At 69.2% G+C, this 22713-nt stretch carries 23 protein-coding genes; 6 read left to right on the top strand and 17 right to left on the bottom strand.

Features of this window, described 5'->3' with window-relative positions; translation table 11 throughout:
* Nucleotides 1-25 precede the first annotated feature (25 nt).
* The 4 genes from tauA to BFF94_RS22900 form a co-directional block, all read right to left on the bottom strand.
* Nucleotides 26-1042 carry a taurine ABC transporter substrate-binding protein gene (gene tauA, locus BFF94_RS22915; RefSeq protein ID WP_219139882.1) on the bottom strand — a complete coding sequence of 339 codons (1017 nt, stop codon included), beginning with the start codon at nt 1040-1042 and terminating at the stop codon, nt 26-28.
* A 246-nt stretch (nt 1043-1288) separates the two neighbouring features.
* Nucleotides 1289-2281 (bottom strand): lipoyl synthase, encoded by a 993-nt coding sequence (gene lipA, locus BFF94_RS22910; RefSeq protein ID WP_128842187.1) that lies wholly within the window; start codon nt 2279-2281, stop codon nt 1289-1291.
* Nucleotides 2274-3020, bottom strand: coding sequence for a lipoyl(octanoyl) transferase LipB (lipB, locus tag BFF94_RS22905; RefSeq protein ID WP_128842188.1), 747 nt, complete (start codon nt 3018-3020; stop codon nt 2274-2276). Before lipB ends, lipA begins: the two co-directional genes overlap by 8 nt.
* An 84-nt stretch (nt 3021-3104) precedes the next feature.
* A complete protein-coding gene (locus tag BFF94_RS22900; RefSeq protein ID WP_128842189.1) occupies nt 3105-3431 on the bottom strand; it encodes a DUF2917 domain-containing protein in 327 nt (108 codons plus the stop codon).
* 102 nt (nt 3432-3533) lie between these two features.
* Between BFF94_RS22900 and BFF94_RS22895 the strand changes: the two genes are divergently transcribed.
* On the top strand, nt 3534-4514 hold the full coding sequence (locus tag BFF94_RS22895) for a transcriptional regulator GcvA (RefSeq protein ID WP_128842190.1): 981 nt from the start codon (nt 3534-3536) through the stop codon (nt 4512-4514).
* Here BFF94_RS22895 and BFF94_RS22890 read toward each other — a convergent pair.
* The 10 genes from BFF94_RS22890 to BFF94_RS22845 form a co-directional block, all read right to left on the bottom strand.
* Nucleotides 4498-4806, bottom strand: coding sequence for an HP0495 family protein (locus BFF94_RS22890; protein ID WP_011546305.1), 309 nt, complete (start codon nt 4804-4806; stop codon nt 4498-4500). The genes BFF94_RS22895 and BFF94_RS22890 overlap by 17 nt on opposite strands.
* The gene (locus tag BFF94_RS22885) at nt 4806-5732 is read right to left on the bottom strand and encodes a D-amino acid aminotransferase (protein WP_128842191.1); all 927 of its coding nucleotides are present in this window, start codon (nt 5730-5732) and stop codon (nt 4806-4808) included. Before BFF94_RS22885 ends, BFF94_RS22890 begins: the two co-directional genes overlap by 1 nt.
* 48 nt (nt 5733-5780) lie before the next feature.
* Complete coding sequence (locus tag BFF94_RS22880) at nt 5781-7091, bottom strand: D-alanyl-D-alanine carboxypeptidase family protein (RefSeq protein ID WP_128842192.1); 1311 nt, start codon at nt 7089-7091, stop codon at nt 5781-5783.
* A gap of 507 nt (nt 7092-7598) precedes the next feature.
* Nucleotides 7599-8243, bottom strand: a complete 645-nt coding sequence (locus BFF94_RS22875) for an alpha/beta hydrolase (protein WP_128842193.1) — start codon at nt 8241-8243, stop codon at nt 7599-7601.
* Between the two features lie 13 nt (nt 8244-8256).
* Nucleotides 8257-8574 carry a (2Fe-2S) ferredoxin domain-containing protein gene (locus BFF94_RS22870; RefSeq protein ID WP_128842194.1) on the bottom strand — a complete coding sequence of 106 codons (318 nt, stop codon included), beginning with the start codon at nt 8572-8574 and terminating at the stop codon, nt 8257-8259.
* 149 nt (nt 8575-8723) lie between these two features.
* A complete protein-coding gene (locus BFF94_RS22865; RefSeq protein WP_219139881.1) occupies nt 8724-9875 on the bottom strand; it encodes a VanZ family protein in 1152 nt (383 codons plus the stop codon).
* Between the two features lie 19 nt (nt 9876-9894).
* Nucleotides 9895-10533, bottom strand: a complete 639-nt coding sequence (locus tag BFF94_RS22860) for an ABC-type transport auxiliary lipoprotein family protein (protein ID WP_443627110.1) — start codon at nt 10531-10533, stop codon at nt 9895-9897.
* 73 nt (nt 10534-10606) lie between these two features.
* Entirely contained in the window at nt 10607-11536 is a 930-nt protein-coding gene (locus BFF94_RS22855) for an MlaD family protein (protein WP_128846219.1), read from the bottom strand.
* Nucleotides 11537-11560: 24 nt separating this feature from the next.
* A complete protein-coding gene (locus BFF94_RS22850; protein ID WP_128846222.1) occupies nt 11561-12445 on the bottom strand; it encodes an ABC transporter ATP-binding protein in 885 nt (294 codons plus the stop codon).
* Nucleotides 12442-13566, bottom strand: a complete 1125-nt coding sequence (locus tag BFF94_RS22845) for an MlaE family ABC transporter permease (protein ID WP_128846225.1) — start codon at nt 13564-13566, stop codon at nt 12442-12444. Before BFF94_RS22845 ends, BFF94_RS22850 begins: the two co-directional genes overlap by 4 nt.
* 319 nt (nt 13567-13885) lie before the next feature.
* On the opposite strand from BFF94_RS22845, the gene BFF94_RS22840 reads away from it, so the two are divergent.
* The 5 genes from BFF94_RS22840 (at nt 13886) to BFF94_RS22820 (ending at nt 19454) form a co-directional block, all read left to right on the top strand.
* Complete coding sequence (locus tag BFF94_RS22840) at nt 13886-15955, top strand: bifunctional 2',3'-cyclic-nucleotide 2'-phosphodiesterase/3'-nucleotidase (RefSeq protein WP_128846228.1); 2070 nt, start codon at nt 13886-13888, stop codon at nt 15953-15955.
* Nucleotides 15956-15963: 8 nt separating this feature from the next.
* Nucleotides 15964-16818, top strand: coding sequence for a tetratricopeptide repeat protein (locus BFF94_RS22835; RefSeq protein ID WP_219139879.1), 855 nt, complete (start codon nt 15964-15966; stop codon nt 16816-16818).
* Nucleotides 16819-17309: 491 nt separating this feature from the next.
* Nucleotides 17310-18230 (top strand): biotin--[acetyl-CoA-carboxylase] ligase, encoded by a 921-nt coding sequence (locus tag BFF94_RS22830; protein WP_219139878.1) that lies wholly within the window; start codon nt 17310-17312, stop codon nt 18228-18230.
* On the top strand, nt 18227-19015 hold the full coding sequence (locus BFF94_RS22825; protein WP_219139877.1) for a type III pantothenate kinase: 789 nt from the start codon (nt 18227-18229) through the stop codon (nt 19013-19015). The genes BFF94_RS22830 and BFF94_RS22825 overlap by 4 nt, the downstream gene beginning before the upstream one ends.
* A gap of 196 nt (nt 19016-19211) precedes the next feature.
* The gene (locus tag BFF94_RS22820; protein WP_219139876.1) at nt 19212-19454 is read left to right on the top strand and encodes a hypothetical protein; all 243 of its coding nucleotides are present in this window, start codon (nt 19212-19214) and stop codon (nt 19452-19454) included.
* A gap of 16 nt (nt 19455-19470) precedes the next feature.
* On the opposite strand, the gene rfaE2 is transcribed toward BFF94_RS22820, so the two are convergent.
* The 3 genes from rfaE2 to BFF94_RS22805 all read right to left on the bottom strand — a co-directional run bounded on the left by rfaE2 (nt 19471) and on the right by BFF94_RS22805 (nt 22705).
* A complete protein-coding gene (gene rfaE2 / locus BFF94_RS22815; protein ID WP_128844846.1) occupies nt 19471-19956 on the bottom strand; it encodes a D-glycero-beta-D-manno-heptose 1-phosphate adenylyltransferase in 486 nt (161 codons plus the stop codon).
* Nucleotides 19957-20125: 169 nt separating this feature from the next.
* Nucleotides 20126-21004 (bottom strand): ferritin family protein, encoded by an 879-nt coding sequence (locus tag BFF94_RS22810; protein WP_011353352.1) that lies wholly within the window; start codon nt 21002-21004, stop codon nt 20126-20128.
* 474 nt (nt 21005-21478) lie between these two features.
* Complete coding sequence (locus tag BFF94_RS22805; RefSeq protein WP_219139875.1) at nt 21479-22705, bottom strand: patatin-like phospholipase family protein; 1227 nt, start codon at nt 22703-22705, stop codon at nt 21479-21481.
* Nucleotides 22706-22713: the final 8 nt, after the last annotated feature.

Genomic DNA, 22713 nt, shown 5'->3' with positions numbered 1-22713 from the left:
GAAGGCTCCGCAATGGACGCCGCGCTCAGCGCGCGGCCTTCTGCACGAACTGCGGATCGACGCCGGCCGAGTAGTCGGCGAGCACCGTCTGGATCGTGCCCTGCGATTTCAGGAACGTGGCCGTGGCCGCGAGCGACTTCGCGGCGCCCGACTGCGCACCGCCGCCGAGCCAGGTCGGCGACGCCTGCTCGGCCGGCGTCGGGAATGCATAGAGCGCGAGGCTGGCCGGCACGTCCTGCACGTTCGCGCCCGACACCTTCGCCACCGCCGCGACCTGCGGCGTGCCGGCCTTCCAGGCCGCCGCATGCGCGCGGTAGTCGGCATCGGCGGCCGCGAGCACCTTCACGAAGCGCGTGACGAACTCGGGGTTCGCGCGCGCGAACTTGCGGCTCACCACGAAGCCGTCGAAGGTCGCCTTGCCGCTTTCTTTCGCAACCTGGCCCGACGTGGTCAGCACGGTGCCCGACTGCTTGACCTTCGCGAGCACCGGATCCCAGATATAGGTCGCGTCGATGTCGCCGCGCGCCCAGGCGGCCGCGACTTCGGGCGGACGCAGGTTGACGATCTTCACGTCGTTCGGATTGACGCCCGCGGCCTGCAACGCGACGAGCGTATGGAAATGCGACGTCGACACGAACGGCACGCCGATCTTCTTGCCCTTCAACGCCGCGACGCTCGTGACGCCCGAGCCGTTGCGCGCGACGAGCGCCTCGGCGTCGTTGATGTTGTCGAGCACCCAGAACAGCGAGATGTCGAGCCCCTGCGACAGGCCGGCCGCGATCGGGCTCGACCCGGCCTCGCCGAGCTGCACGGAACCCGACGCGAGCGCGCGGATCACGTCAGCGCCGCTGTCGAGCTTGCGGAATGTGACCTTGTAGCCGGTGGCCTTTTCGACTTCACCGCTCGCCTGCGCATAGCGCCACGGCACGACCATGTCCTGGTACGCGATCACGACTTCGCGCGATTCGGCGTGCGCCGCGCCGAGCGCGGCCAGGGCGGTCAGCGCGACGACGGCGCGGCGGATGAAGCTGAAACGGGACATGCGGCTCTCCTTCGGAATGCGGGCAATGCTGCGGGAGAGCCGACTATAGGAGCTTTGCGCGCGGCGGGAGCGAACTTATCCTGCGAAGCTATCGATGCCGTTTCAGCTTTGCTTTCCACGCTCGACCGGCTCGCGCGTCCGGTCGGGCGGCGATTGCCATGCGGGGGCGCGGATGGCGGCCGCACCAACGAAAAAGCCCGCATCGCTGCGGGCTTTTCGGCTGCATCGTGACTGCGGAAAAGACGCTCAGACCACGCCGGCCCCATGCGCCTGCAGATCGGCGTGATAGCTCGAACGCACCATCGCGCCGACGGCCGCGTGCGTGAAGCCCATCTTGTACGCCTCTTCCTCGTACATCTTGAACGTATCCGGATGCACGTACGCGCGTACCGGCAGATGGTGCTCGGAAGGCTGCAGGTACTGGCCGATCGTCAGCATGTCGACGTCGTGCGCGCGCAGGTCGCGCATCACCTGCAGGATTTCCTCTTCCGTCTCGCCGAGGCCGACCATCAGGCCCGACTTCGTCGCGACGTCCGGATGCAGCGCCTTGAAGTCCTTCAGCAGCTTCAGCGAGTGCGCGTAGTCCGAACCCGGGCGCGCTTCCTTGTACAGGCGCGGCACCGTTTCGAGGTTGTGGTTCATCACGTCGGGCGGCGCGGCGTTCAGGATCGAGATCGCGCGGTCGAGACGGCCGCGGAAGTCCGGCGTCAGGATTTCGATGCGCGTTTCCGGCGACTGCTCGCGCACTTCGCGGATGCACTCGACGAAGTGGGCGGCACCGCCGTCGCGCAGGTCGTCACGGTCGACGCTCGTGATCACCACGTACTTGAGCTTCAGCGCGCCGATCGTGCGTGCGAGATTCTTCGGCTCGTCCGCATCGAGCGGATCGGGGCGGCCGTGGCCGACGTCGCAGAACGGGCAGCGACGCGTGCACTTGTCGCCCATGATCATGAACGTCGCGGTGCCCTTGCCGAAGCATTCGCCGATGTTCGGGCAACTCGCTTCCTCGCACACCGTATGCAGGTTGTGCTCGCGCAGGATCGTCTTGATCTCGTTGAAGCGCGAACTGCCGGTGGCCGCCTTCACGCGGATCCATTCCGGCTTCTTCAGCTTCTCGATCGGAATGACCTTGATCGGGATGCGCGCCGTCTTCGCCTGCGCCTTCTGCTTGGCGGTCGGATCGTAGGCAGGGGTCGCGGCCGAATCGGTCGGTGCGGGAGAAGCGGTAACGTCAGTCATTCGATTGTTCCAGTGCCTGCGGCTTGTCGGCGGCCGCGGATGCGCCGTCGAGGTTGGCGATCAGACGGCGCACCAGGGTGTGGGCAACGTCGTTCCAGTCGGCGGCAACCTCGAGGCTCGCCATGTCGACGGTTTCCAGTCCGGCATAGCCGCACGGGTTGATCGCAAGAAACGGGCGCAGATCCATCTTCACGTTCAGGCTCAGCCCGTGATAACTGCAGCCGTTGCGGATCTTCAGGCCGAGGGCCGCGATTTTCGCGCCTTCGTGCACGCCGGATGCCACGTAGATCCCGGGCGCGCCCGCCTTGCGGACCGAAGCGAGATTATACGCCGCGAGGGTTTCGATCACGGCCTCCTCGATCTTCGTCACGAGCGTGCGCACCATCAGCTTGCGCCGGCGCAGGTCCAGCAGCAGGTAGACGACGATCTGGCCGGGGCCGTGGTAAGTGATTTGCCCGCCGCGGTCGACCTTCACGAGCGGCACGCCGCTGTCGGCCACCAGCAGGTGGGCCGGGTCGCCCGCCTGGCCGAGCGTGTAGACGGGCGGATGCTCGACCACCCAGATCTCGTCGCCGGTGTCGGCCGTGCGCGTGTCGGTGAACGCGCGCATCGCGTCGAAGCTTGTCTCGTAGCCCTCGACACCCCGCCAGCGCACGACGACCGGCTGAACCGGGGATTCGGCGGGCGAGGCGGAAACGGCGACAGGCATGGACACGATGGAAACCGGCGAAACGGACATGGGCGGTAGTTTACCGAAAACCCATGGGTCTCGCCGGCCCTGGAGGGGGGACGGATCGCCGGTATCCGTCGGACGAAATGATGGTCAGACGGTGCGCCACCCGTCATGGAGCAGCTCGCTCACGCGTTCGCGCAGCCGTGCCAGCCCGCCGAGCGCGACTTCCCGGGTCGGCCGCGACACCGAGAACGCGACGCACGCACCCTCCCGGCCTTCCGCGCTGAGCCACAGCCGCTCGCCGCGACGCAGCTTCAGCGTCTCGCCGTCGACCAGGAAGTAGTCGTCGACATCGTTGCTGCGCGTGGCCCAGACCGGCCCGCACTGGACAATCAGCCGCGTGCTGCGTTGCACCCTCATCGGCACGGTTTCGCCCGCAGGGATCTCGAACGTGATGCTTGAAGAAATTTCTTGCATGATCGTCTCCGCCAATAAATGCTTCGATGGCTACAATCGTAGTCACTTAAAGGCGTCCGACCAAACGACCAATTTTCACGTCGATGTGAGGAAAATTAGCAAATGGACCTCCGACAGCTGCCTGCGCTGAACGCGATTCGCGCATTCGAAGCCGCCGCCCGCCACGAGAATTTCTCGCGCGCCGCCGATGAGCTGTACGTCACGCACGGCGCGGTCAGCCACCAGGTACGCGCGCTCGAGGAAGAGCTCGGCGTGCAGCTGTTCACGCGCAACGGCAAGCGGCTGTGCCTGACCGACGCCGGCATGCGCTACGCGCAGCAGATCCGCACCGCGCTGATGGTGATCGCCGACGCGACGCGCGACGTGCGAGCAAGCGACCGCGACCGGCGGCTCGTGGTGTCGATGCTGTCGTCGTTCGCCGCGCGCTTCATCACGCCGCGCATCGGCACGTTCATCGAGCGGCATCCGGAAATCGACGTCGAACTGCAGTCGACCAATTCGCTCACCGATTTCGCGCGCGACGACGTCGATCTCGCGATCCGCTTCGGCCACGGCAGTTATCCGGGGCTGCATGTCGAGCCGCTGTTCGAGGAGGTGTTCTTTCCGGCGTGCTCGCCGACGCTGAACGGCGGCAAGCTGCCGCAGACGCCGGCCGATCTCGTGCACTACAAGCTGCTGCGCTCGGACGACGAGCTGTGGCGGCCGTGGTTCGACGCGGCCGGGCTCGATACGCTGACCGAGCCGAAACGGGGGATTCTCTACCAGGATTCGTCGAACCTGCTGCTGGCCGCGATCGACGGCCAGGGTATCGCGCTGGTGCGCCGCTCGCTCGCGGTGCACGACCTGCTGGCCGGGCGCATCGTGCGCCTGTTCGACATCGACGGGCCAAGCCCGTGGCATTATTTTTTCGTGTGTCCGCCGCCGCTGCTGAACACGCCGCGCGTGCAGGCGTTCAGGACCTGGCTGCTTCAGGAAGTCGCCGAATACAAGCTGCTGTGCGACGAGCTGGACGCGCGGCGCGCGGCGGGGAAGACCCCCGCCGAGTGCGCGCAGGAAGGAAGATGGCTCAGAGTACGACCTTGACCATCGGATGGCCGGTCAGTGCGCGGTAGATGTTGTCGAGCTGTTCCTGGCTCGTCGCGCGCACGGTGATCGTGAGGCCCGTGTAATTGCCGCCGCTCGACGCGCGCTCCTCGATCTTCTCGACATCGATCTCGTTGTCGTGAACGGCGACGACCTTGAAGATCGTGTCCTTGAACTCGGGGTGGGCCTTGCCCATGATCTTGATCGGGAAATCGCACGGGAACTCCAGCAGCGACTCCTTCCGGGTCTCGATCGCGCCGGTAACCTCGACGGTTTTGGTCGGTTCGCTCATCATTTTCTCCGGGTTAGGTCAAACTGTTCAAACTCGCGTGCCTTCGCACGCTGGTACGCGTCGTACAACGCCGCGAACACGGGGCCCGGCTTGCCGCCATGCACTGGCAGATCGTCGAGCGACGTGACGGGCAGGATTTCCTTCGTCGCGGACGTGATCATGATCTCGTCGGCCGCGCGCAACTCCACTTCGCTGATCTCGCGCGCGACGAACGGGATCCCGGATTCGTCGGCCAGCTGCTCGACCAGCGTATAGCGGATCCCTTCGAGGATCTTGTTGCTGCGCGGCGGCGCGAGCAGCTCGCCGTTCTTCACGATCCATACGTTCGACGACGAGCCTTCGGTCAGGTAGCCGTCGCGCAACTGCAGCGTCTCGAACGCATCGTGTTCGGCCGCATGCTGCGCCATCAGCACGTTGCCGAGCAGCGAGATCGACTTGATGTCGCAATGCAGCCAGCGGCGATCCTCGGCCGTCACGCAGCGCACGCCCCTTGCGCGCTCTTCTTCCGGCGGCAGGCGCAGCGGGCTCGTCATCGCGAACACCGTCGGCACCGTGTTCGCCGGGAACGCGTGGCCGCGTTTCGCGACGCCGCGCGTCACCTGCAGGTAGACGAGCGCGTTGCCGTCGCCGAGGCCTTCGGCATTCGCCGCGACGACGCGCTCGATCAGCGCGCGCCAGCCGGCCGCGTCGTGCGGGTTGTCGATGCCGATCTTCTTCAGGCTGCGTGCGAGCCGTCCGAGATGCTGCTCGATCCGGAACGGCACGTGCGCGCCGTCGTGCGCATAAACGGGGACGACTTCATACACGCCGTCGCCGAAGATGAACCCGCGGTCGAGCACCGGGACACGGGCTTCCGACAGCGGCACCAGTTCCTCCTGCGACGAGACGCTGAGGTAGACGATCGGTTCAAATTCGGCTTGGCTCATGGCTATGACAGATGGGGATGAAGTCGTGAAAACAAAGACCCGTCGCGCTTACTTCTTCTTGCTGAACATCAGCAGGATCGAGTCCCAGATACGCCCGAAGATACCCGCTTCCGGCACGGCCTGCAGCGCGACGACCGGGAATTCGGACAGCGTCTTGCCGTCGGCGACGATCTTCACGGTGCCGACCTGCTGGCCTTCCGCGAGCGGCGCGATCAACGGCGCATTGACGTCGACTTCCGTCTTGACCTTGTCGCCGAGGCCGCGCGGCACGGTCGCCCACTGGTCGCCCTTCACGCCGACCTGCACGGTGTTTTCCTTGCCCTTGTAGACGCGCGGCGTCGACATCGCCTGGCCGCCCTTGAACAGGCGCACCGAATCGAACGCGCTGTAGCCGTAGTTCAGCATCTTCATGCTGTCCTGCGTGCGCTCGCCTTCCTTCTGCTCGCCCATCATCACCGACACCAGGCGGCGCTGGCCGTCGACGCCCGGAATCGCGCGCTTGGCCGACGCGATCAGGCAGTAGCCGGCCGCCTGCGTATGGCCCGTCTTCAGGCCGTCGACCGTCGGGTCGAGCCACAGCAGACGGTTGCGGTTGCCCTGGCGGATGTTGTTGTACTTGAATTCCTTCTCCGAGAAGATGCCGTAGTACTGCGGAAAATCGCGGATCAGGTGCGCGGACAGCCTCGCGAGGTCGCCGGCCGTCGTGTAGTGGTTCGGGTCGGGCATGCCGTTCACGTCGGCGAAGTGCGTGCCCTTCATGCCGAGGCGCTGCGCCTCGTCGTTCATCAGCGTGACGAACTGCCCTTCGCTGCCGCCAACCAGCTCGGCCAGCGCGATCGCGGCGTCGTTGCCCGACTGGATGATCATCCCGTACACGAGGTCGTGCACGGACACCGGCTTGTTCGCCTCGATGAACATGCGCGACTCGTCGCGACCGACGCGGCGCACCGCGTCGCTCGGCGTGACGATCTGCTCCATCGAGATCTTCTTCTTGTCGAGCGCCTCGAACACGAGGTAGGCCGTCATCAGCTTCGTCAGCGATGCGGGCTCGACGCGTTCGTCCGCATTGCCCGACGCGAGCACCGTGTTGCTCGTCGCGTCGACGAGCACCCACGAGCGCGCATTCACGCCCGGCGGCGGCACCGCGCCCGGCATGTAGACCGCGGGTGCGCCGGTGAACTGCTCGGCGGCGGGCGCAGCATGCGCGGCCCGGGCCTTGGCGGCCGGCTTCGCCTCGGCGACGACGATCGTCGATGCGAGCGCGACGGGCAGCATCACGCCGAGCGCGACGTTGCGCGCGGCGGTGCCGAAGGCGATGGAGGAAGCGAGGGACTTGAGGCCTTGGGGAGACAGACGCATGATCGATTCAGGCTGATGGCAGAAAGTGCGGTGCGAAACGCGCAGGGTTGAACGGCAATGCGGCGGGCGTTTCGGGCACTCGCCCGACATCGTCGGGCGACGCGAAACGCGCCGGTTGGACTCGTGCGGACGCGTTCGGTTCGCGGCCGCCGCGAGCGGGCGGACAGGCGGCGAAACGAGCGCCGCATGGGCCCAGCCGGGCCGCGGGCGACGCGAAATGCGGCCATTATACGTGGCCGCGAACGGCGTTTTCGCGAACCCGGTGCCGGACGGCCGCACACCGGCTTCGAGAGCATCGCGCGGGCGCGCCGCGGGCCGTCGGACTCGAAGCCGCGCGAAAGGCGCACTCAGGCGGTATGCAAGTCGGGTTGCGCCGGGCACTGCGGCGCGATGTCGCGCGGGTGGATCGCGCATCCGGCGCGTGCCGGATGCCGGATGCCGGATGCCGGGTGCCGGATGCGCGAGGCGGCGCGGGCCGACGGCGTTACGCCGGCACCCGCGTGCCGGCTAGCGCCATGTGTCGACGATGATGCGTTTCAGCACGTGCAGCTTGCGATGCAGGAAATGCTCGGCACCGGGGATCACGACGACCGGCAGCTCCTGCGGCCGCGCCCAGTCGTACACCGACGCGATCGGCACCGTGTCGTCGGTTTCGCCGTGGATCACGAGCGTGTTCTCGGGCACGTCGGCGACCTGCCAGCGGCTCGCGGCCGTGCCGACGAACACCATCCGCTCGATCGACTCGCCCGCGTCGCGCAGCCGCTTCGCGACATGCGACAGCACGAAGGTGCCGAACGAGAAGCCCGCGAGCACGAGCGGCAGGTCCGCATACGCGGGCTGCGCGCGCATGTGCGCGAGCACCGCGAGCAGGTCGTCGGCCTCGCCGGTGCCGTTGTCGTGCACGCCTTCGGTCGCGCCGACGCCGCGGAAGTTCGACCGGTAGACGACGTAGTCGAGCTGGACGAGTGTGCGCGCCAGCGTTTGCGCGACCTTGTTGTCCATCGTGCCGCCGAACAGCGGATGCGGATGCGCGACGAGCGCGATGCCGCGCGGCGCGGCGCCGCCTTCGCGCACGGCGTCGGGCAGGTCGACCGCGATTTCGATCTGCCCGACCGGGCCCGCGATCAGCGATTTCTGCGTATGAACGTTCATTCGGCCGGCCCGCTCAGATCTTCAGGCGGTCGACGACCTTGCCGTCGCGCAGATGCGATTCGACGATCTCGTCGATGTCGGCCTGGTCGACGTACGTGTACCACGTGCCTTCCGGATACACGACCATCACGGGCCCTTCCTCGCAGCGGTCGAGGCAGCCGGCCTTGTTGATGCGAACCTTGCCGGGCCCCGCGAGGCCGAGTTCCTTCACGCGCTTTTTCGCGTGCTCCTGCATGGTCTGCGCGTCGCATTGCGCGCAGCTCGGGCGTTCGGCGCCCGGATCGCGCTGGTTCAGGCAGAAGAAGACGTGGTGCTGGTAGTAGGAATCCATGATGGTGACGAGCGGCCCGGCGAGGCCTGACGGATAGAGGGCGGGACACCGTTGCGCGGTGCAACGGCAAGTGCGGACGATTATAGCGACGGGCGCGCGCCGCTGCCCGCGATGCGGCGGCGATCGCCGCGCCGTGCGTTGCCGCGCCGTCAGCGGCGCGCCGCGGCCGGCAGCCACGCGTGCTCGACGCGCTGGCCGAGCCAGATCAGCGCCGCGTAGGGCCAGATCCACGCGAGCCAGCGCGCGAGGCTGTTGAAGTGCACGTAGCGCCCCTGCCGCCAGCCCGACAGCGTGAAGTCGAAGAACGGATTGACCGGCAGCAGGTTCACGAGCGCCACGCCGGCCAGCAGCGCGAGCGCCGCGAGCATCACACGCCACGTCGCCGGCACGCGCAGCGCGACGAGCGCGGCCGCGAAACCGAGCTCGATGCCGAGCCGCGCGCCGGGCGTCGCCCACACGACGACGAGGCCGGTGGCCGACTGCATGAACGTCGCGGCCGCCTTCAGCACGAGCGTCGCGGCGACGAGCGCGATCAGCAGCCGGATGCGCGGTGCGCGCGGCCGCATCGCGAGCGACGCGATCGTCAGTGCGGCGAACAGCATCAGCCCGCCGAGCGCGGCCTCCCACGCGGAGTCGGACAGCCAGCCGTCGACGCGCTCGGGCCACTCGCTCACGCGCCACGCGGCCGGCAGCCACGCGAGCAGCGTGTCCTGCATCGACGCGTCGGCGCGCTCCCACAGTGCGGCCGGCCAGTCGCCGATGCCGAACAGGAACGGCGACGGAAACAGGATCGCGAACGGCCACAGCCCGGCGAGCAGCAGCGGCGTCGCGCCGTCGGCCTCGAACCACGCGAAGCGCAGCCGGCGCAGCGCGCCGCGATCGAGCAGCGCACCGGTGGCCGGCGCGGCGAGCGCCGCACCCAGCAGCGCGCCGAGCGCGTTGGCCGCGAGATCGAGATTCGACGCGACGCGCGTCGGCAGGTAGGTCTGCAGCGCCTCCATCGAGCCCGACAGCAGCACGCCGAGCCCGCACGCGATCAGCGTCGCGGCAACGCCGCGCCAGCGCGGGTGCAGCGCGAGCACGCCGAGCGCGCCGAACGGCAAATAGCCGAGCACGTTCGTGACCACGTCGAATGCGGTCACGTAGCGCTGCATCGGCGCGAACAGGTAGTCGAACGGCCCGATGCCGAACGACACCCAGCCGTTGAACGGATACAGCGATGCGTAGACGATGAGCGCCGCGTAAGCAGCAAAGGCCTGCCGCGCGAGCGGCGATGCGCGATACGTGTCGGTCGCGTTCATCGCGGCTGCGCGGCGCGCGTCACGGCGTGCCCGCGTACGCCTGCACGCCGACCCACGCGGCGATCTGCGACACGAGCTCGTCGCTCGCCGCCGCGAGTGCGCGTGCGCCGCCGGCCGCGTCGGGCGTGCTCGACGGCGCGCGCGCGACAAACGTGCGCTGGCCGAGCACCTTGCCGTCGAGTGTCAGCGTGGCGCGCGCGGTGACGGCGCCGTGGCTTTGCGACTGCCCGTCGAACACCTGCTCGAATTCGTTCAGGTCGACCTTGAGGGTCGGCGCGCGCACGCCGTCGGACCCTTCGAGCACCGCGCCGCGCGACGACAGCGCGCCGCGCAGCCGCTGCGTGAGCAGCTGGGCGGGCGGCGCGGTCCAGCGACTGTCGCGATAGACGGCCACGTGCTGCGCATCCGCGTACGCGAGGCGGTATGAGAATTTGTCCGAGTCGAGCGCGTCGGGCGCGGCGACGTCGAGCACCTTCAGCGCGGGGCCCGCGCCGGCCGTCACGACCGACGAAGCCGGCCCCAGGTCGTAGCGGACATTCGACAGCACCGCGCTGTTGCCGGCGCAGCCGGCCGCAAGCGAGAGCGTCAGCACGGCAAGCGCGGCCGCGGCCGGACGCAGCGCGCGGTCAAGGATTCGTGGCATGGCGTGTTCCTGCATGATGTTTCCGGTTTCGATGGGCGTCATTGCCCGGCCGCTTCCGGTCGGACGATCGATGGGCTTGCGCGGTGCGTCACTTCTCCGCCGTCGCACCCGGCCAGACGAAGCCCGCTTCGCCGGGCCCCGGGGAAGCGCCGGGCGCCCCGAACAACAGACTGCGCGGGTTGCGGCCGAGTTCACCGGCCACGTCCTTCAATTGCCGCGATGCATCGCCGACACTGCCGGCCAGCGCATTGAAGCGCGGCAGCGTGTCGTACTGCACGCGCGCGTTGAGATCGTTCAGTGCGACGCCGACCTGCTCCGCGGCCGCGCCGGCCTTGTTCAGGTTCGACACGAGCGGCCCGTTCGGCTGCAACAGCGTGTTCGCCGACGCCATCGTGCGGTTCACCTCGTGCATCGTCTCCGGCAGCGCGGCAACCGCCGGCGCGAGCTGCTTCGACAGCGTCGTCGCGCCATCCGCCGCGTGCTGCAGGCTTTCGGCCGTCGCGCGCAACTGCTCGCGCATCTCGGGCGACATCAGCTCGTTCGCGCTTTTCGCGGCCAGTTCGAACTGCCGCAGCAGCACGTCGCCGCGCTCCTGGATCTGGTCGAACAGGCTCGGCCGCATCGGGATCTGCGCGATCGCCTTCGACGACGACGGCAGCGGCGCCAGGTCGCGGCCCGTATCCTCGAGCTGCACGAACGCGATGCCCGTCACGCCCTGGAATCCGAGGCTGCCGTAGGTCGACTGCGTGATCGGCGCGTCGTGGTCGACGAGGATCCGGATCCGGATCTGGCCCGGATGCGTGCGATCGAAGCCGATCGACTGCACCTTGCCGACGTCGAGGCCGCGAAAGCGCACGGCCGCGTCCGGGAACAGCCCCGTCACGTTGGTGCGCGCGAGCAGGTCGTACGGCACGCGCACGGTGCGGTCGACGTTGAACCAGAACACGGTGCCCGCGATCGCGAGCGTCAGCGCGATCGTGAACAGGCCGGCCCAGAACGCATGTGATTTGTTTTCCATCAGGGGGTTCCTTGTCCTTGCCTGTTACAGCTCGACGCTCGACAGCGCCGGTTCGAGGGCCGCCTTCGGCAGCTTCGCGCGCCGCTCGGGCGGCAGCGCCTGCAATGCGCGGCGCCCGCGCAGCCCCAGGAAGTATTCGTGGATGAACGGATGGTCGACGTTCGCGGCCTCCTCGACCGGCGCGGCGACCAGCACCTTGCGGTCGGCCAGCACCGCGACGCGCGTCGACAGCGCGACCATCGTGTCGAGATCGTGCGTCACCATCACGACGGTCAGCCCGAGCGTGCGGTGCAGCGTCGCGATCAGCTCGACGAACTCGTCCGACGCCTGCGGATCGAGGCCGGCCGTCGGCTCGTCGAGGAACAGCAGCTCGGGCTCGAGCGCGATCGCGCGCGCGATGCCGACCCGCTTCACCATCCCGCCCGACAGCGCGGCCGGCATCTTCGATGCGTGCTTGCACGGCAGCCCGACCATCTCGAGCTTCAGCATCACGATGTCGTGCAGCAAGTCCGGCGGCACGCGGCCGAGCTCGCGCAGCGGCTGCGCGACGTTGTCGAACACCGTCATCGACGAGAACAGCGCACCTTGCTGGAACAGCATCCCGGAGCGCGTGCGCATCATCCGCGCGGTCGCGTCGTCGATCGTCGCCGTGTCTTCGCCGAACACCTTGATCGTGCCCGACGTCGGCCGCTCGAGGCCGAGGATCTGCCGCACGAGCGTCGTCTTGCCGGAGCCCGAGCCGCCGACGATCGCCACGATCTCGCCGCGCCGCACGTCGAAGTCGAGCTTCTGGTGAACGATGTTGCGCCCGTAGCGCTTGGTCAGGTTGCGCACCTCGATCACGAGGTCGCCGGCCTCCGCGGGTTGCGCGGCCGCGACATCGGCCGCCGATTCGTTCGACGCGTTCATCCGAGCCCCACGTTCTGGAACAGGATCGCGAACACCGCGTCGGCGAGGATCACGACCGTGATCGACGACACGACCGACGTGGTCGTGCCTTCGCCGAGGCTCTGCGAGTTCGCCTTGATCCGGAAACCGAAATGGCACGCGACCAGCGCGATCAGCATGCCGAACACGACGCCCTTGCCGACGCCGATGTACAGGTTCGCGATCGGCACGACGCCCGGCAGCGAGCGCACGAAATAGTTGACGTCGATCCCGAGCACGAGCTTCGCGGCGAGCGCGCCGCCCGTCAGCGCGACGATGTTGGTCCACATCACCAGCAGCGGCATCGCGACGCCGAGCGCGAGCACGCGCGGCAGGATCAGCCGCAGCCCGTGCGGGATGCCCATCACGCGCATCGCGTCGAGCTCCTCGGTCACGCGCATCACGCCGATCTGCGCGGTGATCGCCGAGCCCGAGCGGCCCGCGACGAGGATCGCCGACAGCACGGGGCCCAGCTCGCGGATCACCGACAGCCCGAGGATGTTCACGATGTAGCGGTTCGCGCCGAACATCTGCAGCTGCTGCGCGGACAGGTAGCTGAGCACGATGCCGATCAGGAACGCGACCAGCGCCGTGATCGGCAGCGCCTGCGCGCCGGCGCTGTAGATGTTCGCCGAGGTTTCCTTCCACGGCATCGTCTTCGGGCGGCGCAGCACCGACAGCGCATCGAGGATCACGAGGCCGAACATCGCGATGCCGCCCTGCAGGTGTTCGCCGAACGAGAAGATCGCCTGGCCGAGCCGCGTGACGGGATCGAACCGCACGATGCGCTCGGGCGCCTCGCGCCCGCTGTCGAGCTTTTCGATGCGCTCGAAGATCGTGCGCTGCGTGTCGCTCAGCGCGACGCCGGCCGGCAGCTTGCGGCCCCACACGCGCCACAGCGCCTGGCCGCCGACGTGGTCGAGCCGCTCGATGCCGGACAGATCCCATTCGCTCACGCGGCCGGATCCGATGCTCGCGACACGGCGCGCCACCGCGCCGCGATTGCGCGCGAGCGCGAGCGCGGTCCACTGGCCGTACAGGCGCACCGTCTGGCCCTGGCTGCCGGCGTCGACCGACAGGCCGGGGGGAGTCTCGAAGTCCAAGGGCGGGTTGTTTGCAAAAGGATGACAGCGGCCATTGTAGCGAACCGCCCGGCGCCGCGACGTGAGGATTTCCGTGGGGCGCCTGGTCGGGACGCCTGGTCGGGACGCCTGGTTGGGGCACCCGGCCCGGGTCCGCCCCGGGGCTTGCCTGGAAGCCGCCGCATGCCGCGGCCGGTTGCCGGCGTCGGCACCTTTCATTCTTCCGTCACGTTTCCTTTCGATACTCTCACGCGTCGCACATCAGGCCGTCGGCGCCCCGCGCCGCCATTTCGTTGCGCACCTCGCATTTCACAAAACAGAACACCGAACAGGACAACCGATGCGTTTCCCCCCGCTTTCCCGCCGCCACGTCCCGGCCGCCGCCGCGCTCGCGAGCCTCGCCTTTGCCCTCGCCGGCTGCGGCGGCGACGACGTCACCTCGCCGCCTGCGTCGCCGCCGGCGGCCCAGGCACCCGTCGGCACGACGGCCACGCTCGCGCTGCTCGAGACGACCGACCTGCACACCAACGTGCTGTCGTACGACTATTTCAAGCTCGCCGCCGACAATTCGCTCGGCTTCGAGCGCGTGTCGACGCTGATCGCACAAGCGCGCGCGCAGTACCCGAACACGCTGCTGCTCGACAACGGCGACACGATCCAGGGCACCGCGCTGTCGGACTACCAGGCGCTTGTGAAGCCGGTCGGCTGCGACCAGACGCTCGCAATCTACAAGGTGATGAATGCCGCGAAATTCGACGGTGGCGGGATCGGCAACCACGAATTCAACTACGGGCTGCCGTACCTGTCGCAGGTGACCGGCAACACGTTCGAGGTCGACGGCCTGCCGGCCCCGGCCCAGCAGAAGAAGTGCGCGGGCCCGAACTTCCCGCAGGTACTCGCGAACGTGATCAGCGCGAAGACCAACGCACCGCTGTTCACGCCGTACACGATCCTGACCCGCACGGTGACGGCGACGACGCCGGACGGCAAGACGGTCAGCGCGCCCGTGAAGATCGGCATCATCGGCTTCACGCCGCCGGCGATCATGAGCTGGGACAAGCGCTGGCTCGACGGCAAGGTCTATACGACCGGCCTGAAGGAAGCCGCCGAGAAGTACATTCCCGAGATGCGCGCGAAGGGCGCCGATCTCGTCGTCGCGATCTCGCACGGCGGCCTCGACAATGCCGCGTATTCGCCGACGATGGAAAACGGCAGCTGGTGGCTGTCGACCGTGTCCGGCATCGACGCGATGCTGATCGGCCACTCGCACCAGGTGTTCCCGGACGCGAACAGCACCGTGTCGCAGTTCAACCTGCCGGGCGTCGACAAGGTCAAGGGCACTGTCAACGGCGTGCCGACCGTGATGGCCAACTACTGGGGCAAGCATCTCGGCGTGATCAAGCTCGGCCTGAAGTTCGACGGCAAGGCGTGGAGCGTCGACAAGTCGCAGACGACCGTCGAGGCGCGGCCGATCCAGAACGCCGACAAGACCTACGTCGCGGCCGATCCGTCGGTATCCGCCGCGATCGCCGCCGAGCACCAGGCGACGATCGACTACGTGAAGACGCCGATCGGCTCGACCGACTACCGGATGAACTCGTACTTCGCGGATGTCGGCGACCCGGGCGCGATCCAGATCGTCAACGAGGCGCAGGCCGACTACGTGAAGACCTACGTGCAGGCGAACCTGCCGCAATACGCGTCGCTGCCGGTGCTGTCGGTCAGCGCGCCGTTCAAGAGCGGCTTCGGCGGCGGCAGCGACTACACCGACGTCGCGCCGGGCGCGCTCGCGATCAACAACGCGGCCGACCTGTACCTGTATCCGAACACCGTGTACGCGGTGAAGGTGAGCGGCGCCGACGTGAAGAACTGGCTGGAAACGGCTGCGAAGCGCTTCAACCGGATCGACCCCACCAAGGCGACCGTGCAAGCGCTCGTCAGCAGCTTCCCCGGCTACAACTTCGACATGTTCACGTCGGCCGATCTCGCGTATGAAATCGATGTCACGCAGCCGCTCGGCAGCCGGATCAGGAACCTGACGTACAAGGGCGCGCCGATCGACCCGAACGCGCAGTTCATCGTCGCGACCAACAACTACCGCGCGAGCGGCGGCGGCAACTTCCCGGGCCTCGACGGCAGCAAGACGATCTTCGCGTCGCCCGATGCGAACCGCGACGTGCTGATCGCGTTCGTGAAGCAGCGCGGCAAGATCACGCGCGCGGCCGACGGCGCGCAGCGCAGTTGGCGCTTCACGAAGCTCGCGAGCTCGGTCGCGCATGTGCAGTTCGCGTCCGCGCCGAACCGTCTCGGCGATGCGGCGGCGGCCGGCCTGACCGGCATCACGCAGGTCGCGGCCGACGACGGCTCGGGCAAGAACCTCGCCATCTACGAGATCGACCTCACCCAATGAGACACGCGATGCAACCGATCCGGACGATGCGGCCGGCCGAAACCGGCTTCGCCGCCGCCGCGCGGCGCCTGCTGCGCGCGAAACTCCCGCCGGCCGCGCTGCTCGCGGCGGCGGCCGTGACCGTCGCGGCCGCCGCGGCCGTCGTCGCGGCGACCGGCCTGCGCGGCGCCGGCCCCGCGCCGAGCGCCGCCCAGCTCGACGAGTGGCAGGCGATGGTCACGCAGGCCACCGAGCCGCACGCGCTCGCGCAACTGCGTACCCTCGCGCGCCGCGGCTCGGGCGCCGCGCAGGCGGCGCTCGGCATCGCGCTCGTCGACGCGCGCGAACCGGGGCTGCGCGACGAGGGACGCGGGTGGCTCGAAACCGCCGCTCAGGCGGGCGGCCGTGCCGACGCGCCGGCTGCAACGCGCGCGCAGCTCGCGCTCGGCAAGGCGATGCTGCTCGGTAGCGGCGACATCCCGAAGGACTACGCACGCGCACGCGCGCTGCTCGGCGAAGCGGCCGGACAGGGCGACCCGGCCGCCGCGTATTACCTCGGGCTGATCTATCGCAGCGGCTACGGCATCGCCGCCGATCCCGTGCAGGCCGCGCACTGGTTCGAGATCGCGTCGCGCGCGGACATCCCGGCCGCCGACTTCATGCTCGCGAACGCGTACCGCGACGGCAGCGGCGTGCCGCGCGACGATGCCCGCGCGCTCGCGCTGTATCGCCGGGCCGCCGAGCACGAGCTGCCGGAAGCCGTGCAGACGCTTGCGATGGCCTATCGCAACGGCGAGCTCGGGCTCCGGCCCGACGCGGACGAGTTCCACGCGCAGTGGATCGAGACCGCGCACGCGCTGAAGCATCCGGTTGTGGCGCCGTAACGGCGGTTCGGCCAGGACACGCGCGCGCGAACCAGCGGGCCGGCAGTTGCCTGACACGCCCGACCCGACGCCTCGCGCATCGATCGCCCGCAAGCGGAATCGATCGCGGGGCGCGCGCTCCGGTCGCCGGTCGCCGGGCCGTCATCCGGCCGAACCGCATCGGCCGATCGGCTCGCCCGACGCTACCAGCTCGCCCCCGAGAAAGGCCGCCTGCCGGGCGCGTCGTCCATCGGCTATTCGCGCCGGCTGACGGCCCGCGGGCCGGGAGGCGCGCTGATCCTCGTGTCGGCCCGTCAGGGCCCGGCGCTGAAGGGCAAAACGCTGCTCGCCTGCGAAATGACGTCTGAGGAATACATCAACGCGCTGGAGCGGATGGAAAAGCACTAAGCGGCACGCGACGGCGCCATTCGCATGCGGGTCACCGCGCGTCGCCCCGTGTACCGCGCACCGCCCAACACGCGCCATCGCCCCCTGTCGCTACAATAGGCGCCATGAACGCCCCCACCTCCTCCGACACGCCCGATTCCGGGGACGCGCACATCGCGCGCAACCGGCTCGAGGCGCACCTGGACGCCGCGCCGCGCGCGTGGCCGCTCGACATCGTCGCCGCCACCGGCTCGACCAACGCCGACGTCGCGACGCGGCTCAAGGCGCTGCCGCGCAGCGCGAGCGCGTTGCCCGCGCCGCTCGTGCGCGTTGCGTTCGAGCAGACGGCCGGCCGCGGCCGGCAGGGCCGCCCGTGGTTCGCGCAGCCCGGCAACGCGCTGCTGTGCTCGGTCGGCTGCATCGTGCCGCGCCCCGTCGCCGCGCTCGGCGGCCTCAGCATCGCGATCGGCGTCGCGCTCGCCGAAGGGCTGGCCACGCTGCCGCTCGACGCCCGCACGCGCGTCGCGCTCAAATGGCCGAACGACCTGCTGCTGACGGCCACCGACGACAGCACGCCGCGCATCGTCGGCAAGCTCGCCGGGATCCTGATCGAAACCGTCTGGACCACCGCCAACGCGACCGCCGTCGTGATCGGCTTCGGCATCAACGTGCGCGGCGCGGAAGCCATCGCCGCGCAGGTCGATGCGCTGCGCGCGCGCGAAGCAGCACTCGCGAGCGGGCTGCCGCCCGCCGCGCTGTCGATCGCATGCGCATCGGCCAACCTCACCGACACGCTCGCCGCGTCGCTGAACGCACTCACGCCCGCGCTCGCGCAGTTCGGCGCTCACGGGCTCGCACCGTTCCTGCCGCGCTGGCACGCGCTGCATGCATACGCGGGGCGCGAAGTCGTCCTGCTCGAACAGGGCGTCGAACGCGTGCGCGGCATCGCGACGGGCATCGATGCGACCGGCCAGTTGCTGCTCGACACGCCGAACGGCGTGCAGGCGATCGCGGCCGGCGACGTGTCGCTGCGCGAAGCGCAATGAGCGAGCCGCATCTGCTGATCGACGCCGGCAACAGCCGGATCAAGTGGGCGCTCGCGGATGCGCAGCGCACGCTCGTCGATACGGGCGCGTTCGGCCACGCGCGCGACGGCGGCGCCGATCCCGACTGGTCGAACCTGCCGCGTCCGCGCGGCGCATGGATCTCGAACGTCGCGGGCGCCGACGTGGCCGCACGGATCGACGCGCTGCTCGACGCGCGCTGGCCGGGCCTGCCGCGCACGACGATACGCTCGCGGCCTGCGCAATGCGGTGTGACCAACGGCTATACGACGCCGGAGCAGCTCGGCAGCGACCGCTGGGCCGGCCTGATCGGCGCGCACGCGGCATTTCCGGGCGAGCACCTGCTGATCGCGACATTCGGCACCGCGACGACGCTCGAGGCACTGCGCGCGGACGGCCGCTTCACGGGCGGGCTGATCGCGCCGGGCTGGGCACTGATGATGCGCGCGCTCGGCACGCACACCGCGCAGTTGCCGACGCTGACGACCGATATCGCGAGCGGGCTGCTCGCGGGCGCGCGGGCCGAACCGTTCCAGGTCGATACGCCGCGCTCGCTGTCGGCCGGCTGCCTGTACGCGCAGGCCGGGCTGATCGAGCGCGCATGGCGCGACCTCGCCGATGCGTGGCAGGCTCCCGTGCGGCTCGTGCTGGCAGGCGGCGCGGCGGACGACGTCGCGCGTGCGCTGACGGTGCCGCATACGCGGCACGACGCGCTGATCCTGTCCGGGCTCGCACTGATTGCCGCGGACGCAGCGGCGCAGGATTGACGGAAAGGCGCCGGCATCGCGCCGGCGCGCGGCGACGCAAGCCCGGGCGGGCCTGCGTCATGATGACGATGAGATACGGGCGGCGCCGCGACAGCGGCCTGCGCGAACGGTCGGCGAAAGCGATGAAAAAGCCGGCCATGCGGCCGGCCCGACTGAATGACGTGAATGACGTCGATGACGACAAGGGGTTTCGACGATGCTGCGCTGGCTGATCGCTGTTCTCTTTCTCGCCAACATGCTTGCGTTCGTGGTGGCGCGCGGCGTGTTCGGGCCGCTGCCGGCGGCCGGCCCGCGCGAACCCGGCGTGCTGTCGCGGCAGGTGCGGCCCGATGCGCTGCGCGTGACGCCGCTGGCGCACGCGACCGACCAGCCCGTGGTAGGCGGCCCGATCGCGCCGCCGGCCATCACGGCCGCGCCGCTCGCGGCGTCCGCGCCCTGACGGCGCCGGGCCGCGCTCAGGACTGCTGCGCGCGCACCTTCTTCAGCAACGCGGTGGTCGAGCGGTCGTGCTCGAACGGAATCGCCAGCGCGCGGCCGCCCCAGCCGCGCACCAGCGCCGATTCCGGCAACGCATCCATGTCGTAGTCGCCGCCCTTCACGAGGATGTCCGGACGGACGGCCTCGATCAGCGACACGGGCGTCTGTTCCCCGAACGTCACGACCCAGTCGACGCTTTCCAGCGCCGCGAGCAGCGCCGCGCGGTCGTCCTCGCGATTGATCGGCCGGTCGTCGCCCTTGCCGAGCATGCGCACCGACGCATCGCTGTTCACGCCGACGATCAGGCATGCGCCGAGCGCTTTCGCGTCGGCGAGATACGTGACGTGGCCGCGGTGCAGGATGTCGAATACGCCGTTGGTGAACACGACGGGCGACGTCAGCGACGCGCGCAGGGCGACGAGGGCATCGCGGGTGATCAGCTTGCGTTCGAAGGTGGCGGACATGATGGAAGTCGGACGGAATGAACGACGGCGCGCGCGGCGGACCAGACGGCAGGACGCGGCGGCGCCAGATAAAAAGCCCGCCGGACCGGCCGGGCGGGCTTCATGCAACGGACGCAAAACGGCGCAACGCGGCCGGCGCGACTCGCGCCGGCTGCGGCGCCTGCCGGCCTCAGGCCGGCTGCGCGGCCGACGACGGGCCGCTCTCGGCTTGCAGGCGGCCGGTGACTTCCTTGCGGTAGCGGTTCAGTTCCTGTGCGGTCGCGAACGTGCGCTCGAACAAGATCGACAGGTTGTGCAGGATACGCTCGACAACCTTCTTTTCCCATTCGCCGTCGAAACGGATCTGCTCGTCGAGCCAGCGCTCGAGCCATTCCGGATCGGGCAGGCGCGACTGCACGGTGTCGCGGGGGAACAGCGCCTGGTTCACGTGCAGGTTGGTCGGGTGCAGCGGCTTCTCGGTACGGCGCGCCGACGCCATCAGCACGCCGATCTTCGCGAACGCGGCACGCGCGACGTCGCCGCAGTTGTTCAGCGCCTTCTTCATGTAGCGCAGGTACGCGCCGCCGTGGCGCGCTTCATCGCGCGAGATCGTTTCGTAGATCTGCTTGATGACGGGCTCGGTGTGCCAGTCGGCCGCGCAACGGTACCAGTGGTTCAGGCGGATCTCGCCGCAGAAGTGCAGCATCAGCGTCTCGAGCGGCGGTGCCGGGTCGAACTGGAAGCGCACCGCGTGCAGCTCCTCCTCGGTCGGCACCATTTCCGGCTTGAAGCGGCGCAGGTATTCCATCAGCACGAGCGAATGCTTCTGCTCCTCGAAGAACCACACGCTCATGAACGCGGAAAAGTCGCTGTCGTGCTGGTTGTCGCGCAGGAACATTTCCGTCGCGGGCAACGCCGACCATTCGGTGATCGCGTTCATCTTGATCGTCTTCGCCTGCTCGTCGGTGAGCAGCGAAGCGTCGAACTTGTCCCACGGAATGTCCTTCTCCATGTCCCAGCGGACGGCTTCGAGCGACCTGTAAAGTTCCGGATAAAGCATCGTGTTCATGATGGTCCCACCCCTGTTCTGCGCAATGCGACTTCTCTAAACGTGACTGTTGCCGCGCAAGCGCGCCTGACGCGCTTTTTGCAGCCAAGACTGTAATTTTACGCGGGAAACCGACCGACCGGACGCTGATTCCGCGTCCGGCGGCCGGGCGGCCGCGCCGCCGCCGTTAGGCACGCCGCAGCCACGCTCCGTTCGAACAGAACCGGCCGCGCTTGCCTGAGTGGGGGCCGGCGCTGGCCGGCTCGTTGGCGAGCCCGTCCCCTGCCCCAGGCGGGTTCCCCGAAGGGCCCGTGCGGATGCCGGATCGGCGGGCTGCTCGATATGGTGTATACGGCGGCGGCCATAATAGCACGCGTGCATGACGGTTCCGAGACGCCCGTCCGGTCGCGCGCCGCCAATCGCCGTGCGGCGATCGGTCGCGGCCGACCGTCGCGAAAACGCAACCGTGCGCGCTCCGCGGCCACTTTGCAGGCATCAGACCCGTATTTCACCTGTCGCTAACCCGTCTTCCGGCGGCATGCCCGCGGCCGGCGCGCTGCCGCCGTCCGCCTGCGCGATCCAGCCGGCGAGCGTGTCGCGCTGCGCGCGCCCGTCGCGGTAGCCGAGCTCGATCAGTTCGCGCGTGAACGCCTCCTCGAACAGCAGGTAGCTCGCGAACGACGCGCCGGCCGGCTGGCTGCCGCCGACCGCGCCGAGCAGCCCGCGCATCGCCGCCGGCATCTGCTTCAGGTGCTTCGCGGCGATCAGCTCGACGCGCTCGGACGGCGCGATCGCGAGCACGTCGACGTGCCGCCAGCCGCTGTCGACCTCGACCTGGTGCGGCAGGTGCTCGATCATCCGGTTGATGTGCTCGATCCGCTCGATGTCCGAGCCGATCGAGTCGAGGAACACGCTCGCGAGCACCTGCTGGCCGATCTGCGCGAGCGTCGGATAGCCGCGCACCAGGCCGGCGCCGTTCGCGGCCGGAATCTCGGGCCGCGGGTCGGCCGCGCCGACGACGACGATCCGGTGCGCGCCGAAGTGGATCGCCGGCGACAGCGGCGCGACCTGCCGGATCGAACCGTCGCCGAAGTACTCGATCTGCCCGTCGAGCACGAGCGGCACCGCCGGGAACACGAAAGGAATCGCCGACGACGCGAGCAGGTGCGACGCCGACAGGTCGACGGCCCGCGCGGTACGCTGCGCGCGCCGCCACGCCTGGATCGGCTCGGCCGCCTGGTAGAACGTGAGATGCCGCCCGCTCGAATAGCTGAGCGCCGTCACCGCGAGCGCGTGCAGCAGGCGCGCCTCGAGCATCTCCTCGATCCGGTGGAAACTCAGCTCGCGCTGCAGCAGGTGCGCAAGCGGCGCGTTGTCGAGCAGCCCGCGCGGCGAGCGGCGGGCCGCCCAGCCGAAGGTCATCGTCGCGAGCCAGCGCGCGCCGGCGGCCGCGATGCCGAGCCAGTCGGTGCGATACACGTAGTCGGCACGCAACGGCTCCCAGAATTCGAGCAAACGCCGCACGCCGTGGGAAAAATCGTCCGCGTGGCTCGCGATCGACGTCGCGTTGATCGCGCCGGCCGACGAGCCGCACACCACCGCGAACGGCAGCGTGTGCCGGTCCGGATCGGCCTCGCGCGCGATCTCGGCCAGCGCCTTCAGCACGCCGACCTGATACGCGGCACGCGCGCCGCCTCCCATCAGAACGAGCGCGAGCCGCATGATCGACC

This window comes from Burkholderia catarinensis (assembly GCF_001883705.2).
GTDB lineage: Bacteria > Pseudomonadota > Gammaproteobacteria > Burkholderiales > Burkholderiaceae > Burkholderia > Burkholderia catarinensis.
The sequence above is the reverse complement of the archived record's forward strand: the minus strand, read 5'-3'. Positions and strand labels throughout refer to the sequence as shown.

What these genes read in the sequence shown, in the direction of transcription:
- BFF94_RS22885 (WP_128842191.1), bottom strand. Translation starts at nt 5,732, where the DNA reads ATGAGCCAAGCCGAATTTGAACCGATCGTCTACCTCAGCGTCTCGTCG.
- lipA (WP_128842187.1), bottom strand. Translation starts at nt 2,281, where the DNA reads ATGACTGACGTTACCGCTTCTCCCGCACCGACCGATTCGGCCGCGACC.
- BFF94_RS22805 (WP_219139875.1), bottom strand. Translation starts at nt 22,705, where the DNA reads ATGCGGCTCGCGCTCGTTCTGATGGGAGGCGGCGCGCGTGCCGCGTAT.
- BFF94_RS22855 (WP_128846219.1), bottom strand. Translation starts at nt 11,536, where the DNA reads ATGGAAAACAAATCACATGCGTTCTGGGCCGGCCTGTTCACGATCGCG.
- BFF94_RS22830 (WP_219139878.1), top strand. Translation starts at nt 17,310, where the DNA reads ATGAACGCCCCCACCTCCTCCGACACGCCCGATTCCGGGGACGCGCAC.
- BFF94_RS22895 (WP_128842190.1), top strand. Translation starts at nt 3,534, where the DNA reads ATGGACCTCCGACAGCTGCCTGCGCTGAACGCGATTCGCGCATTCGAA.
- BFF94_RS22890 (WP_011546305.1), bottom strand. Translation starts at nt 4,806, where the DNA reads ATGAGCGAACCGACCAAAACCGTCGAGGTTACCGGCGCGATCGAGACC.
- BFF94_RS22835 (WP_219139879.1), top strand. Translation starts at nt 15,964, where the DNA reads ATGCAACCGATCCGGACGATGCGGCCGGCCGAAACCGGCTTCGCCGCC.
- BFF94_RS22875 (WP_128842193.1), bottom strand. Translation starts at nt 8,243, where the DNA reads ATGAACGTTCATACGCAGAAATCGCTGATCGCGGGCCCGGTCGGGCAG.
- BFF94_RS22825 (WP_219139877.1), top strand. Translation starts at nt 18,227, where the DNA reads ATGAGCGAGCCGCATCTGCTGATCGACGCCGGCAACAGCCGGATCAAG.
- rfaE2 (WP_128844846.1), bottom strand. Translation starts at nt 19,956, where the DNA reads ATGTCCGCCACCTTCGAACGCAAGCTGATCACCCGCGATGCCCTCGTC.
- BFF94_RS22810 (WP_011353352.1), bottom strand. Translation starts at nt 21,004, where the DNA reads ATGAACACGATGCTTTATCCGGAACTTTACAGGTCGCTCGAAGCCGTC.
- BFF94_RS22860 (WP_443627110.1), bottom strand. Translation starts at nt 10,533, where the DNA reads ATGCAGGAACACGCCATGCCACGAATCCTTGACCGCGCGCTGCGTCCG.
- BFF94_RS22840 (WP_128846228.1), top strand. Translation starts at nt 13,886, where the DNA reads ATGCGTTTCCCCCCGCTTTCCCGCCGCCACGTCCCGGCCGCCGCCGCG.
- BFF94_RS22850 (WP_128846222.1), bottom strand. Translation starts at nt 12,445, where the DNA reads ATGAACGCGTCGAACGAATCGGCGGCCGATGTCGCGGCCGCGCAACCC.
- BFF94_RS22870 (WP_128842194.1), bottom strand. Translation starts at nt 8,574, where the DNA reads ATGGATTCCTACTACCAGCACCACGTCTTCTTCTGCCTGAACCAGCGC.
- tauA (WP_219139882.1), bottom strand. Translation starts at nt 1,042, where the DNA reads ATGTCCCGTTTCAGCTTCATCCGCCGCGCCGTCGTCGCGCTGACCGCC.
- lipB (WP_128842188.1), bottom strand. Translation starts at nt 3,020, where the DNA reads ATGTCCGTTTCGCCGGTTTCCATCGTGTCCATGCCTGTCGCCGTTTCC.
- BFF94_RS22880 (WP_128842192.1), bottom strand. Translation starts at nt 7,091, where the DNA reads ATGCGTCTGTCTCCCCAAGGCCTCAAGTCCCTCGCTTCCTCCATCGCC.
- BFF94_RS22820 (WP_219139876.1), top strand. Translation starts at nt 19,212, where the DNA reads ATGCTGCGCTGGCTGATCGCTGTTCTCTTTCTCGCCAACATGCTTGCG.
- BFF94_RS22900 (WP_128842189.1), bottom strand. Translation starts at nt 3,431, where the DNA reads ATGCAAGAAATTTCTTCAAGCATCACGTTCGAGATCCCTGCGGGCGAA.
- BFF94_RS22865 (WP_219139881.1), bottom strand. Translation starts at nt 9,875, where the DNA reads ATGAACGCGACCGACACGTATCGCGCATCGCCGCTCGCGCGGCAGGCC.